At 43.6% G+C, this 13,824-nt stretch carries 11 protein-coding genes and 1 other annotated feature; of the genes, 4 read left to right on the top strand and 7 right to left on the bottom strand.

What is annotated here, in order from left to right:
• Positions 1 to 78: 78 nt before the first annotated feature.
• The 3 genes from thrS to DEHRE_RS01475 all read right to left on the bottom strand — a co-directional run bounded on the left by thrS (position 79) and on the right by DEHRE_RS01475 (position 3,997).
• The gene (gene thrS / locus DEHRE_RS01485; protein WP_019226616.1) at positions 79 to 2,004 is read right to left on the bottom strand and encodes a threonine--tRNA ligase; all 1,926 of its coding nucleotides are present in this window, start codon (positions 2,002 to 2,004) and stop codon (positions 79 to 81) included.
• A gap of 81 nt (positions 2,005 to 2,085) precedes the next feature.
• Positions 2,086 to 2,328, bottom strand: a binding site (T-box leader).
• A gap of 51 nt (positions 2,329 to 2,379) precedes the next feature.
• Positions 2,380 to 3,213 (bottom strand): putative sporulation protein YtxC, encoded by an 834-nt coding sequence (locus DEHRE_RS01480; RefSeq protein ID WP_019226617.1) that lies wholly within the window; start codon positions 3,211 to 3,213, stop codon positions 2,380 to 2,382.
• 121 nt (positions 3,214 to 3,334) lie between these two features.
• Complete coding sequence (locus tag DEHRE_RS01475) at positions 3,335 to 3,997, bottom strand: hypothetical protein (protein WP_025205068.1); 663 nt, start codon at positions 3,995 to 3,997, stop codon at positions 3,335 to 3,337.
• Between the two features lie 148 nt (positions 3,998 to 4,145).
• Here DEHRE_RS01475 and DEHRE_RS01470 point away from each other — a divergent pair, with 148 nt between their 5' ends.
• Both DEHRE_RS01470 and DEHRE_RS01465 read left to right on the top strand, forming a co-directional pair.
• Positions 4,146 to 5,231, top strand: a complete 1,086-nt coding sequence (locus DEHRE_RS01470; RefSeq protein WP_019226619.1) for a YkvI family membrane protein — start codon at positions 4,146 to 4,148, stop codon at positions 5,229 to 5,231.
• 115 nt (positions 5,232 to 5,346) lie between these two features.
• Positions 5,347 to 5,676: an ArsR/SmtB family transcription factor gene (locus DEHRE_RS01465; protein WP_019226620.1), complete on the top strand. Its 330-nt coding sequence runs from the start codon at positions 5,347 to 5,349 to the stop codon at positions 5,674 to 5,676.
• 36 nt (positions 5,677 to 5,712) lie between these two features.
• Here the strand turns inward: DEHRE_RS01465 and DEHRE_RS01460 are convergent, their stop codons facing one another.
• Both DEHRE_RS01460 and DEHRE_RS01455 read right to left on the bottom strand, forming a co-directional pair.
• On the bottom strand, positions 5,713 to 6,345 hold the full coding sequence (locus DEHRE_RS01460) for a cyclase family protein (protein WP_019226621.1): 633 nt from the start codon (positions 6,343 to 6,345) through the stop codon (positions 5,713 to 5,715).
• A complete protein-coding gene (locus tag DEHRE_RS01455) occupies positions 6,332 to 7,273 on the bottom strand; it encodes a sensor domain-containing diguanylate cyclase (protein ID WP_242837004.1) in 942 nt (313 codons plus the stop codon). The genes DEHRE_RS01460 and DEHRE_RS01455 overlap by 14 nt, the downstream gene beginning before the upstream one ends.
• Positions 7,274 to 7,857: 584 nt before the next feature.
• On the opposite strand from DEHRE_RS01455, the gene DEHRE_RS01450 reads away from it, so the two are divergent.
• Positions 7,858 to 8,358 (top strand): demethoxyubiquinone hydroxylase family protein, encoded by a 501-nt coding sequence (locus DEHRE_RS01450; RefSeq protein ID WP_019226623.1) that lies wholly within the window; start codon positions 7,858 to 7,860, stop codon positions 8,356 to 8,358.
• A gap of 551 nt (positions 8,359 to 8,909) precedes the next feature.
• On the opposite strand, the gene speE is transcribed toward DEHRE_RS01450, so the two are convergent.
• Together speE and DEHRE_RS01440 are read right to left on the bottom strand one after the other, a co-directional pair.
• On the bottom strand, positions 8,910 to 9,764 hold the full coding sequence (speE, locus tag DEHRE_RS01445) for a polyamine aminopropyltransferase (protein WP_019226624.1): 855 nt from the start codon (positions 9,762 to 9,764) through the stop codon (positions 8,910 to 8,912).
• Positions 9,765 to 9,767: 3 nt separating this feature from the next.
• Positions 9,768 to 11,219, bottom strand: a complete 1,452-nt coding sequence (locus DEHRE_RS01440; RefSeq protein WP_019226625.1) for an aminotransferase class I/II-fold pyridoxal phosphate-dependent enzyme — start codon at positions 11,217 to 11,219, stop codon at positions 9,768 to 9,770.
• A gap of 306 nt (positions 11,220 to 11,525) precedes the next feature.
• Here DEHRE_RS01440 and DEHRE_RS01430 point away from each other — a divergent pair, with 306 nt between their 5' ends.
• Positions 11,526 to 13,442 carry a DUF2334 domain-containing protein gene (locus tag DEHRE_RS01430; protein WP_019226627.1) on the top strand — a complete coding sequence of 639 codons (1,917 nt, stop codon included), beginning with the start codon at positions 11,526 to 11,528 and terminating at the stop codon, positions 13,440 to 13,442.
• Positions 13,443 to 13,824: the final 382 nt, after the last annotated feature.

Below are 13,824 nucleotides of genomic sequence, written 5' to 3'. Positions count from 1 at the left end.
CTCATTCCAATTCTTTTTCTCAGTCAAGTTACCCACCACTCTCCGGAATTTGTATTGTTTTCCGCTGGTCAATCCGATTTAGGCCTGATTGCCTGCAGGAATTTTTTTGGTGCTTATTTCGTCCAGAATCAAGGAAATAAGGTCTTCCAATTCCATGACGCTGGTCTTCTGCTCTCCATAACGGCGGACGGATACCGTACCCTCTTCGGCTTCCTTATCTCCGACGACCAAAGCAAAAGGTATTTTATCGGTCTGTACTTCCCTAATCTTATAGTTGATTTTCTCCCGGCGTTCATCAAGCGCGGCGCGGATATCCCGGTCCATAAGCAGTCCCTTAACTTTCTCAGCATAGGCGCTGTGCTTGTCACTGATCGGCAGAATGCGCACCTGCTCAGGCGAAAGCCAAACCGGGAAAGCACCGGCGTACTGCTCGGTCAGAAGTGCAATGAAACGCTCAATGCTGCCGTAAACGACCCTGTGAATCATGACAGGACGGTGTTTATCCCCGTCTTCCCCAATGTAGGTCAGGTCAAATCGCTCAGGCATCTGGAAATCCAGCTGGATGGTTCCGCACTGCCAGGTTCTGTCGAGACAATCCTTCAGGTGAAAATCAATTTTCGGTCCGTAGAAGGCTCCATCACCAGGATTAATTTTGTAATCCATCCCTTTAGCTTCCAGCGCTTCCTTCAGCGCATTTGTCGCCATTTCCCAATCCTGATCCGAACCCATGGAATCCTCCGGACGGGTGGAAAGCTCAACATGGTACGCAAAACCAAATATTTTATAAAAGTAATCAACTAAATTAATAACGCCGATGATCTCATCTTTGATCTGGGAAGGCAGCATAAAAATATGGGCATCATCCTGTGTAAAGTTTCTTACTCTCAACAAACCATGAAGGGCACCCGATAGTTCATGCCTGTGCACCAGACCTAGTTCTCCGCAGCGGATCGGCAGATCCCGGTAGCTGCGCAGTTTTGTCTTGTACATAATCATACCACCCGGACAGTTCATCGGTTTAACGGCATAGTCCTCATTGTCTATTTTCGTAAAATACATGTTTTCCTTATAATGATCCCAGTGCCCGGACTGCTGCCAGAGAGCTGTATTCAAAATGATAGGCGTTCTGATCTCGACATAGCCTCTTTTCTGGTGCTCTCTGCGCCAGAAATCTTCCAGCGTATTCCTTAAAACCATACCCTTCGGATGAAAGAACGGGAAGCCGGGACCTTCATCGTGCAGACTGAAAAGGTCAAGCTCCATCCCAAGCTTCCGGTGGTCACGCCTTTTGGCTTCTTCAAGCTTAAATAAATAATCATCAAGATCAGAGGTCTTGGCAAAAGCTAAACCGTAGATTCTCTGAAGCATTTTGTTTTTCTCACTGCCGCGCCAGTATGCACCAGCCAGGCTCTGCAATTTGAAGGCCTTCAATACCTTTGTTCCAGGAACATGCGGTCCGGCACAGAGGTCTGTAAAATTCCCCTGCGTGTACATGGATATTCTAGCATCTTCGGGGAGATCGTTGATCAATTGGACTTTATATTTTTCCCCTTTATTTTGGAAATAGTCAATCGCTTCTTCGCGCGCAACCTCACGGCGTTCAAACTTATAATCATTCTTCGCCAGTTTGCGCATCTCCTCTTCAATCTTGCCTAAATCCTCGGGGGTAAAAGTGTATTCAGAGTCAAAGTCATAGTAAAAACCATTCGCAATCGCGGGACCGATACCCAGAATGGTTCCCGGGAAAAGATTCTTCACAGCCTGAGCTAAAAGGTGAGAAGCTGAATGGCGCATTACTTCCAGTCCCTCTTCACTGTCAAGCGTAAGTACTTCTACGTTTGCGTCATCTTCTATCGGAAACGAGAGGTCTTTGACCTCCCCGTCCACCTTGCCTGCAACCGCGACCCTGGCCAGACCCTGAGAAATAGAAGCAGCCAATTCCAGAACAGTTGAACCCTGCTCCACTTGACGAACCGAACCATCCTTTAAGGTTACATTTAACATGATCCTATCACTCCTTGTTTTTATTCATGATTTATCCATTCAAACTTCTTTGGTATTAATACTAAAAAGCTCCCGTCCTTCTTATGGGACGAGAGCGATAGAAACCCGTGGTTCCACCCAAATTCAAAAATACGACCGCCTGCTATACCGGCAGCTAATTTTCCTTGGCATCCTTAACGCGGATAAACGTCCAGCCTACGCATATCATGTTCGGCGAGGAACTCGGAGGCGGTCTTTTCCCAAATATCGCAAAAATGCTCACAGCCCAGGGCATTTCTCTCTAAATGCGAACGATTAGGATACTGTCCTCTTCATCGTGCCTTCATTATTCCTTTTATATAGTCTTAGATTATACCACTTAAAGTATGTTGTCAATCAGTTGTCTTTACACAGGCTGCATCCCCGGCAATAGGTCATCTTATCACCAAAAACTTCCTGAACGATCCGGGCAATTCCGGACTGTTTTTCTGCTGCAACATGAACAATCAGGCGATTCGGAGAGCGTTTCAGCAAAACACTGATGGGGTGATCTTCGCTTTCAGCACTGGAATTTATCAGAACAGAATGGTTGTCATCGTAAAATGCCACTTCATCTTTGTGATTAATGACCATATGCATCGTATTTTTGTTATCCCGCTGGGATTCAAAAAATCTTTTCAGGAGTCGTACAAAGCTTTCATGCTCCTGCTGAAGGGCATAAACATTTACAGCACGTGCAATCTGTTTCTTTAATTCTCTCTTATATTGGCCCGATCTGAAATTCATAAATCCTTCCAGATCAATTTTTTGATGGTCATTCAAAAATTCCAGAATGGACTTTACCAGGATTCTGTTTCTAAGCCGAAGAAAACCAGTCTCTGCCTGGTCATTCAGATATCCGGCAACCTTTGGATAAGCCTCGTCGATTTCGCTCCCGAACATGTTGAAGTCATCTTTTAATTTTTTTCTGATATAACGTTCTTCCCATCCCTGAAGAACAACGCTACCCAGTGCATGGGCAATATAGTACTGAACGATTTTGACGGTAAGCTCATTCCGGACATTTTTCCCCTTCAAATTGGCATAAATGAAGCTGACCAGATAGTTTGGCTCATGGCAGACTTCAGATATTTCAATCGGCAGCCCGTCTTTATGGTACAAATCGTATACTGCTTGAGAAAGCTCTTCTTTATAATCAGAAGTCCCAACTTCTAAATAATAATCATTCAAAAGAAAAATCCCCCCCTGGAAATATATGCATCATCCTTCCTAATATTTCCGGTAAGGAATTTTCTTATTCTTATCTATTCTTATATATTCTTATATTGGTTAGGATTACATTGTTTCTTGTCTAATTAATATTTTTTCTGCCGCTTAAATAAACAATAAGGCCAATCAGCAGCAAACTAACCGCCATGATCCCGAATTGTACATATCTGGTTAAGTACAGGAATTCTGTCACATTCTTAACATCGATATCCCCTGCCAGAACAGCATACGTCTTTCCGCCGGCATCCTTCACTTCCTGGTAACTCGATACGAATGTCCCCAGTGAAGTCGTGTGATACTCTCCCTGGACAACTTTGCCCTTCAGCGTGTTCTCTACTGCCGACGAGGCGTTGTTCTCCAATTGTCCCAAAGCCAAATGTGCCGGGTCATCCTCCGCCCTCGCATCAACGACGAAAAACCATACCTTATTCTGCTCATCCTTGTACAACATGTAAATATTTTCGAGCTGGTGCTCTGTCTTTAACTGCATCAGCTTCGCCCGAAGTTCTCCGTAATAAGCATTCTGCTGATTCTGCGTTTGAATAAGCTCCTGCAGTTTTTCGTTATCAAAATCAGCCACGGCCAGAGTAAGCGTGTTGCTGACCCGTTGGCCTGCCAAATCTACTGCGAGCTGTTTGGCTCGGAAATTTCCTACCCCCGTGACAATAATCAGGCAAAAAACAGCAATGATGATGACAGCATATATTTTTTCTTTTCCGGTGACATTTTTACCCCCCATAAGCATTCAAACTAATTCCCTTGTGCCTATATTATTCTACACCATTATTACCTATTCTGCATGCGTTGAAGTTCATTTCCAGAGATATTTAACATAATAATCTTTAAGGATATTGTTCCTGGAACCCTATGTTCAGAGGGAAAGCAGGTGAAGTATGAAAAATACAAAACAGTTTTCCACAGTTTCAATTGCTGCCGCCTTCATCGGAACAATTGTCGGAGCAGGGTTTGCGACCGGACAGGAGGTTCTCCAATTCTTTACTGTATTTGGAATAAAAAGTTTTGCCGGTATCGCCGTGTGTACTGTCTTATTTTGTTATTTTGGGATTCTCATCATGCGGATATCCAGAGAACAAAATGCCGATTCGCACCTGGAACTGGTCAGATTCACATTTGGGAAACCTCTTTGCATTTTGATGGATTGGTTTATTACCTTGAGCTTCTTGGGTGTCCTGATCGTCATGGCTGCAGGATCCGGCGCTGTCGTTGAAGAGCAGCTTGGCTTTTCCCCACTTCTAGGCAGTATTACCGTTATTCTGCTTTCGTTTCTCACCGTCATTTCCGGGGTCAGAAACGTCATACGCGCAATTGGTTTGGTTGTACCTTTTTTGCTCCTTGCCGTCTTCAGTGTTGCTATAATCTCGATTGTCCTCGATCCAATCACGCCATCCAAAATTGCACTGCTCGGATCGTTAGAATCTCCGACAGCATCCCATTGGTCTACTGCCGCCATTCTCTATGTTTCTTATAATATTGTACTTTCTGTAGCTATCCTGTCCCCTTTAGGTGTGGAAGGCCGGAGTGAAAAGAGTCTTGTTTGGGGCGGCCTGCTGGGTGGTCTTGGGTTGGGCGCCGGGATTCTGGCAATTAATCTGGCAATCATCTGCGGGTCTCCGGAAATTCTTCCTTTTCAGGTTCCCATGGTATTTCTCGCTACCAGACTGAATCCACTGGTAGGCTATGCTTACGGGCTAATTTTGCTTTTGGAAATTTATACAACTGCCGTAAGTATTCTCTACGGCTTTACAGCCAGGATTGCTTATGATAACAAGCAAAGGATTCTTGGTGCTACCCTTGCTTCCATCGGTGCAATTATCGCTGCCCAGTACGGTTTTTCCGCGGCAGTCTCTGCCATATATCCTTTGATCGGATTTGCCGGGTTGATCTTCCTCGGAGGGCTGTTGTTTACGCAGTTCAGGGATAGCTTCAGCAGTTTATTCAAACCTGGAAAATTTAAATGACTTTTGGGGTTCGTATTGACAGCCCCCAACAATACTTAGTATTATAAATACGTACATATGCATATATGTGCATATGTACAGTCCTGATTATATTTTTCTTTGGGAGGCCGTTAAAATGTCGGTATTTCACGCTCCTGCCCCGGAACAGCCCCAAAAACATATTCCAGGTATAGAACTATCCCTGGAACTGGCAGACTTTTATAAGGTATTTGCGGATTTCTCCAGAATACGTATCCTTTTTGCACTACTGGATAATGAGCTGTATGTGAATGAACTGGCGGAAATTTTAGGTATGAGCCAATCTGCCGTCTCCCACCAACTAAGGATTCTCCGGCAATACAAATTAGTCAAGGTGCGCCGGGCTGGCAAGACAAGTGTTTATGCTTTGAGTGACGACCATGTTTATCGGATATTGACCCAGGGACTCGAACATCTTTCTCCCTGATTGATTGGTTATAGGGTATAGGTTCTAAGTTATAAATTATAGATTGATGCCTTCGATCAAAACTGCTCTTACGGGACTGCCGTCGCAGTCTTTTATTTTTAAAGGCAGTGCAACAAGAAAGTAATCTCCCTCATTAACTTCCGATAAGTCTAGTCCTTCTAATACAGCACTGTTTCCGGAAAGCAGAATGGTATGACTTGAATAAGCGCTGCTCGTAGAATCATCAATGGACAAGTAATCGATCCCAACCAATTGTACCTTTTTTGCTGCAAGGTATTCAGCGGCTTCGGAAGAAAGATAAGTATACTCCGGTTGAAACATAGGGTCCTTTAAAAAGCCTGAGTTCCGGGTTTTCAATAAAACCCTGTCCCCTTCCCGGATTCCTTTGGGGATCAGATGGTCAGGCAGGATACTCCCCGCAGCCGCCACTTCGATTACCCTGGCCGCTCCGATAAGCAACTCCAGAGGAATCCTATCAACAGATCCTCCTCCTGTCAGGCAATGAGACGGCGCATCAAGATGGGTTCCACAATGGGAGCCCATCGAAAGCATCGAAAGACAATATCCATCCTTGTCTAGGGAATACACAGGTTCTGATTGAAACGGCGGATCCCCGGGATAAGAAACCATTCCCGGAAAAAGCGGGATCGTTATATCATGGATTACCATTACAAACTCCAATATCTTCAACTAATTCGTTTCCTACGACAATTCTGTTCCGGCCTGTGTTTTTAGCCTCATAAAGTGCATCATCCGCTCTTTTAAATATGTCATCAACACCGAGGTCCAGTTCTTTCTTTTCAGCAATTCCGATGCTGACAGAAACCTGGATCTTTTCGGTATTTTCCATTTCTACGACGACATCCAGGACTTTCTGTTGAATTCTCTCTGCCACCGTTTGGGCCATCATAAGGTCGGATTCTACTGGAATCACCGCGAATTCCTCTCCCCCGATCCGGGCCAGGACATCCATCTCACGCAAAACAAGCTTAAATGCCTTGACGACCTCTTTCAGCACGCGATCACCAACCAGATGGCCATACTGATCATTCACGCTTTTAAATTTATCAATGTCAATTAAAAGCATCGTAAAATTCCGCTTATATCTCTCCGAGCGCGAAAATTCCTCCTGCGCTTTTTGCATAAAAGCAAGTCTGTTGTCAATACCCGTCAGAAAGTCTGTGGTTGCCTGGTACAGCAATTCCTTCTCCAACTTTTTCCTGACAGTTATATCCAGAACAATCATGATTAGATGAATGACATTGTCCCCGCTGTCACAAACTGTGGATAAATTGATTTCGGCCCATAAGGACTGTCCGTCTTTGCATCGGAATTGTTTCTCACATTTCTTCCACGCGTCTTTGCCCTCCCATACTTCCCTGCAATGCATAACACTCTCTTGCCGCTCCTCTGGCACAATCGAATCAAAAAGGGTTAACCTTTTTAACTCTTCCTGTGAAAAACCAGTCATCTGGCACAGGGTCGCATTTACATAGTGATAATGCCCATCCTGGTTCAGCAAGGCAATTCCTGCGGCTGCATTATTTATTACCCCACGGTACAACGCTTCACTTTGCTTCAAGGCATTTTCTATCATTCGTTTTTTATGAATCTCCTTATGCATCCCCACATTTAAAGCAAAGGAGAATATAAACAAAATAATAATGATTAGCAGCCAAAAAAACAGCTTATCATTATCCCCAATAAACAAATAGACAATAACAAAAGCTCCGATTATACAGGCATTATACAAAAAAAGTTTTCGTCTCCAATTATCCTTATACCGATTGATCTTGTCCATAATTCCTTTTTATCCCATTTTTTATTTTTTGTGGAAATATTTTTGATATTAATTCTTGAAAATAATTTAATATCCTTTATTTTTTTTGATCATTTCTGGAATATTTTAGGTAAAATTTGTCGTGATTGTGTCAAAAATGCAAAATATTTAATAACTGATCTGGCTCGATTCTGCAAACCATTCGGGCTAATAGGACTAATGGGCTATTTATCCGGGACTTTGGTCCTTTTTCCTAGGACCTTTATACTATTTCCATTACATCATAACGCAAATGCCCGTTAATTAAAACCAGAAAATTTTCAAAGGATGGTTCTTGTACCTTACTTTTCCAGCCGATATAATTGATCTATCATTGATAAATAAAGGGGGAAGATTAATCAATGGCTAATTACATGATCCGAGGAGCAGTTGAACCCCAGGAAATTTTCTTCCGCGCAGATAATATTGACCCTGCCCAGCTCACAATGATCCGCAAGGGTCTGAGAAAACTGCATACTTTTGAGATCATGGCCGTCAATATTTATAAATTTCAGATTGCTGGCGCTTCAAACGATCTGAACAGACTGATCATTCAGGCCATGGCCAATGAGATGACCCATGTCCAGGATTATCAGATCAAACTTTATGAATATGGCTGGAGCCCAAGCCCTTTACGGTGGTTATTCTGGCTTGTTGGAATGTTCATTGGTCTTTTCAGCCGCCTGCGGGGAGAAAAATCCATGCTGAATGCCGGGATCTGGACAGAACAAAAAGCCGTGGCCGACTATCAGAAAATCATCAATTCAGCGAAATGGGAGCCCGAAACACTCGCCGTAATCCAAAAGAATTTAAGTGATGAGTATCACCATATCGAAACTTTACAGAAGCATTTAAATGCCTAGCAGACCGATTTCTATATCCCGTTAAGAACAATGATAGCTTTGCTCGGGCTAGTCTCCGTAATGGATGGCCGCTTTCGGCTCTTGTGCCCTCCCTGGCACAAAGAGCTGCGCTATGCAATCCATGCTCCGCTTGACGCTGTCCATCCATTACGAAGACCTAATCTGGAGTTTATGAAAGTTTTTTTGAAGTTAACCCTGTTTTGGAATCGCTGTCTAGTAAAAGTTCTTAAAGTTACTACACAAATAACGAGCTGCATTCTGGCATACAGACCTGCTTGAATAACTCTATGATCAGTCTGCGTGCCACAGTTCCGCGACGAGCGGAGCCTGGATGGCGAAGCGCGGCCTTTTCTTCGGATTGTGCCATCCATGGCACGCGGATATTGTGGCACGCAGACAGGCTCAAATATATTTTAGTAGTCTTTAGTCCACAGAATTACCCAAACACAGTGTCAGAATTAAATCGCCCTGAAGTCTCTTGAGCTCCAGGGCGATTATTTATGCAATATGTCATTACTGAAAAGTGTGCACGTGCTGATATCGCTCTGCTTTTACTCCACGGTATCTGTCAAGAGGTCCTTCACATACGTCGGAAGCGCAAAACTTCCTTTATGAATATCGGTATTATAATACTTGGTTTTGATCCCGAGTCTGTTCCAGGATTCTTCCTTAATATCCGTGACAGGATCATATTTTTTAGAAGCAAAACCAAATAACCAGTGGCCTGAAGGATAGGTTGGAATATGGGCCTGGTATACCTTACAAATCGGGAAATATTCCTGAATGCGTTTATGGGCCCTTTGCATGGCCTGCGCATACTCATCATAGTAAGGGCTTTCATGCTGATTGACCAGAATGCCGTCTTCTTTTAACGCTTTAAAGCAGTTGCCATAAAACTCTCTGGTAAAGAGTCCTTCCCCCGGCCCGAATGGATCGGTAGAATCAACAATCACAAGGTCATAGGTGTTCTCCTTGGAACGGACAAATCTCAGTCCGTCCTCAAAATAAAGATGCACCCTGGGATCATCTAGCTTGCTGGCTGTCTGAGGCAGATATTCCCGGCACACGTCGACCACCATCTTGTCAATTTCCACCATATCGATGTTTTCAATCCCGTTATAACGGGTAAGCTCTCTGACAGTGCCGCCATCTCCGGCACCAATAACCATGACGTTCTTAATCCCTGGATTCGTTGCCATAGGGACATGCACAATCATATCATGATAAATAAATTCGTCTTTTTCTGTAACCATCATCAGCCCGTCCAGCGTTAAGAACGTGCCGAACTCCTTGGACTTAAAGACGTCAATTCGTTGGTATTCACTCTGTCCGTTATAGAGCTGTTCATCGACTTTGATGGTAAAACGGACGTTTTGGGTATGCTGTTCCGTATACCATAATTCCATATTTCATTCCCCCACAACCCTAATATTTTCAATAAACATATCTTCCGTCCCGGTAAGAAAACTTCCTTTACTCTTGGCATAGACAATGTAATCAATGATTTCCTCGGTGATCCGCTCTCCAGGCGCGAGTATTGGAATTCCGGGGGGATAGGCCATCACAAACTCCCCGCTGATTTGTCCCGCGCTCTTTCTTATAGGCAGGGAATGCTGTTCTGAATAAAACGCGCGCTGCGGAGCCATGCCGACATCAGGCGTAATGTACTCATGATCAAACATACCTGTCTTATCACGCATATAAAGCCTTTTGATCTCCGACAGAGACGAGACCAGACGTTCCAAGGCCAGCGCCCTGTCGCCAACAGAGATAATGGCCAGAATATTTCCAATATCGCCGAATTCGATCTGGATATCGTAATTGTCCCGAAGTATATCGTAGACCTCCACTCCCGCAAGCCCTATATCCCGGGTATGTACGACAAGCTTGGTCGTATCAAAATCAAAAATTGAATCTCCATTGATCAGTTCCTTCGAGAATGCATAATATCCGCCAATTTTGTTAATTTCGTCGCGTCCATAGTTGGCCAGGGAAGTTACTTTGGCAAAGATATTTTTCCCGTCAAGTGCAAGATTGCGTCTGGAAATATCCAAAGAAGACAAAAGCAGGTAAGAAGCGCTGGTCGTCTGGGTCAGATTGATAATCTGCCGGACATGTCCAATATTTAAACGGCTGCCAATTAACAAAAAAGAGCTTTGGCTTAAGCTTCCTCCAGTTTTATGCATACTGACCGCCGCCATATCTGCCCCTGCGGCCATGGCATTCAGCGGTTGGTTTTCACCGAAGTAAAAATGGGTGCCATGGGCTTCATCGGCCAGTACAAACATACCCTTTTGATGAGCAAGTTCGGTAATGGTCTTTAAGTCTGAACATATCCCGTAGTAGGTAGGATTATTAATAAAAATAGCCTTTGCATCGGGATGCTGCTCCATTGCTTTTTTCACTTCGCTGATCGACATTCCTAAAGGTATGCCGAGCGCATTATTGACTCCCGGATTCACATATACCGGGATGGCCCCACTGATAATCAGTGCATTAATGGCACTTTTATGAACATTACGCGGCATAATGATCTTATCGCCCTGTTTGCATACGCTCATGATCATCGCCTGGACTGCTGAGGTCGTTCCATTGACCATAAAGAAAGCATGGTAGGCATCAAAGGCATCCGCAGCAAGTTCCTCTGCCTCTTTGATGACCGAAACAGGATGTCCAAGATTATCTAAAGGTTTCATGGCATTGACATCAACAGAAAGGCACCTTTCCCCGAGAAACTCCCTGAGCTCCGGGTTGCCTCTCCCTTGTTTGTGCCCGGGCACATCAAACGGTACAATCCGCATTGCTTTATATTTTTGAAGGGCCTCATAAATAGGCGCTCTGTCCTGGGAAGCCGAATGCATGAAAATCTCCACCCTCTGCTATGGTCTGTGTCTTTATAAACTTTATAAAACTATCAACGTTACTATAGTAGACAATCTTGACAATGTCAATAAAATCGCTGCATCCTTGGAACAAAAAGGTCACGCTTCACATCGCACTTCGCTTGGCGCTGTCTATCCATTACAGCGTAAACTCACTACGTTCCACCCTATATTTTTCAGGATACATTTCCAGGATACCTGATAATACATATTGACAATATGTTCAGATCGATTATGATTATCCTATCTTTCTATAAAATTCAAATATTATGAGGGTAATTATTTATGTTTAAACAAAAATTGATGTCTAGAGAAAAAATCTTTGCAATGGCGCTGATACTTGTTCTTTTTTTAACAATTCTTATACATACGAACGTACCTGCCGATGTCAACAATACGTCAGAAGATCAATTTTCAGGAAAAAAGTCGGCCTTATTAAGATTAGAGGATGTAGGTCCCGGGCAAGAATATGCAAGCCAGGAAAACCTCGATAAACTGATTGTACTGGCAGATTATCTTAAGCAAGAGGGGATACCGTTTGAAGTCTCCTTAATTCCCAGGATGGTTGTTCCCGGCAGGAACTATGATGTTGCCATTACCGATCATACGGAATATGCCCAAAGATTCGTCTCTACCATTAAAAGCCTGGAAGAAAGAGGCGGTATCATCGGGGTCCACGGCTATACCCACCAGAGTGGGAACAGCAATAGCGTGTCAGGGTATGAATTTTACAGCTCGGCAAAAAATCCCGACGTACCCAATACATACGCCTATGCCAAAGAGCGGGCTGAAAAAGCGATCGCGCTGTTTGATCAAGCAGGGATTTATCCGGCCTACTGGGAGACCCCGCATTACAGCGCTTCGCCCCAGCAGCTGATCGCTTTTGAAGAACAGATCGGTTTGATCTATGAAAACAATTATTACTATCCTGAGGCCTGGAAAAGCAATAACGTTGTAAATCAGCATCAAGAATATTATTGCGGCCTCGATGTTGTACCTGCTCCTTTAGGGCATTTAAATTCCCCGGAACGGCTTACCGCTATGCTGGCTGTCTTGGATGATCCGGCAAAAAGCGGGACACTGGCATCCTTATACGTCCATCCTACCTATGAGTTTCAGTTTATAAAAAAAGTCCAGCAAGAAAACGGAGAAGTTCAGTATATTTATGATGAAAATTCCCTTTTGCACCAGCTTGTAAAGGAGCTAAAAAACAGAGGATACACTTTTGTCTCGATCTATTCACTCGTAGGCTTTGTCCCTGCCCAAAGGGCGGAAAATATTCAGTTTGACCCGAGAGATGAAGTTTTTGCCGGTCAGTTCGTACCGCATGCCTCGGGGAAAGCTCTGCTGCTATGGAACAAGCGCGCAAATCAATGGCATATGTTCCGATATACAGCTTCCTGGTATGCCCCCAGAGCCACGCGCTCATTTCAAGACTCAGGTGTATGGCTCAAGGACTTAACGCTGGAAAAAGGAACGGTTCCTTTAATCGGGTATTTTAAAAATAAGGACAAAGAAGATCTCCTGTTGTTCAATGCTGCCTCCGGGAATCTAATTTTAGCTGCAAACGACGGGAATAAATTTGTTCCTTATCATTTAAAGTGGCCGGCTTTAAATCAATCACAGACCATCCGTCCCCTGGCTGCTGACCTTAATCATGACGGGCTCACAGACCTGTTCCTGTATGACAAAGAACATGGCAGAATTGGTTCGGCAATCAATCAAGGCGGTTTTTTTACAGATATCACCTGGCAAGGCTTTGGCCTGCTTAAAGCCAAGAACCTAAAACTTGCAGCAGGAGATTTTAATGGTGATGGGAACAGTGAACTTTTCGTAATGGATCATGATACCAAGCAGTCGAAAATGCTGGTCGGGCGAAAAGCAAACAAATTCTCTCTTGCCGCTGGAACCTGGAACAGTCCATTTTGCTTCAAACCGGATTCTCAGATATTCGCAGCAGACATTAACGGTGACGGTAAGGACGATTTACTGGTACACGGCTCTGACGGTTTTTGGCAAAGTTATATCTCCGACGGCAGTAAATTCATCGCCGACAGACCCTTTGGCCCATGGGGATCCAGGAATGAAGATGCTGCACTTGCTGCAGACATGAATGGTGACAATCGGGCTGATCTGGTTATGATCGATCATAATACCGGGTATTCCAACCTTAATACCGCTATTTCAGTTTCAGGCAGATAAACTGATTCAGATAATATTAATCTACCTAAAGTAAAAATCACCTCTTTTCTTTTGATTTAGGAATTTATCCAAAACCAATTACAGAAAAGAGGTGATTTCTTTCAATAATATAGTGCCTGAAAGAAAAAATGTAATTCCCAAAAGGGGGTTATGACTTAAGAAAATATTAGTGCCTTACATTTTCCGATAAAAAATAATGAATATTGGAGTTAATTTTAGCCTTTAGGCCTTGGCCATCATTATAGAGAAACTTAAATACTTAATAAATAAATATATTTCTAAGTTAATAATATACCATACAATAATTACCAAGCAGAGCACTTTATACCATTAGCCTGGGTTTGATGTATGGCACTCGGGGTAGTATCCGTGCTGATCCTTG

The organism is Dehalobacter restrictus DSM 9455, assembly GCF_000512895.1.
In the GTDB taxonomy this organism is placed as follows: Bacteria; Bacillota; Desulfitobacteriia; order Desulfitobacteriales; family Syntrophobotulaceae; genus Dehalobacter; species Dehalobacter restrictus.
Note: the sequence above shows the minus strand (reverse complement) of the source record. Positions and strands in the feature narration are given on the sequence as shown.

Excerpts from the sequence above, each read along its gene's own strand:
- thrS (WP_019226616.1), bottom strand. The coding sequence starts at position 2,004 with ATGTTAAATGTAACCTTAAAGGATGGTTCGGTTCGTCAAGTGGAGCAG.
- DEHRE_RS01475 (WP_025205068.1), bottom strand. The coding sequence starts at position 3,997 with ATGCTTATGGGGGGTAAAAATGTCACCGGAAAAGAAAAAATATATGCT.
- DEHRE_RS01470 (WP_019226619.1), top strand. The coding sequence starts at position 4,146 with ATGAAAAATACAAAACAGTTTTCCACAGTTTCAATTGCTGCCGCCTTC.
- DEHRE_RS01465 (WP_019226620.1), top strand. The coding sequence starts at position 5,347 with ATGTCGGTATTTCACGCTCCTGCCCCGGAACAGCCCCAAAAACATATT.
- DEHRE_RS01460 (WP_019226621.1), bottom strand. The coding sequence starts at position 6,345 with ATGGTAATCCATGATATAACGATCCCGCTTTTTCCGGGAATGGTTTCT.
- DEHRE_RS01455 (WP_242837004.1), bottom strand. The coding sequence starts at position 7,273 with ATGATAGAAAATGCCTTGAAGCAAAGTGAAGCGTTGTACCGTGGGGTA.
- DEHRE_RS01450 (WP_019226623.1), top strand. The coding sequence starts at position 7,858 with ATGGCTAATTACATGATCCGAGGAGCAGTTGAACCCCAGGAAATTTTC.
- speE (WP_019226624.1), bottom strand. The coding sequence starts at position 9,764 with ATGGAATTATGGTATACGGAACAGCATACCCAAAACGTCCGTTTTACC.
- DEHRE_RS01440 (WP_019226625.1), bottom strand. The coding sequence starts at position 11,219 with ATGCATTCGGCTTCCCAGGACAGAGCGCCTATTTATGAGGCCCTTCAA.
- DEHRE_RS01430 (WP_019226627.1), top strand. The coding sequence starts at position 11,526 with ATGTTTAAACAAAAATTGATGTCTAGAGAAAAAATCTTTGCAATGGCG.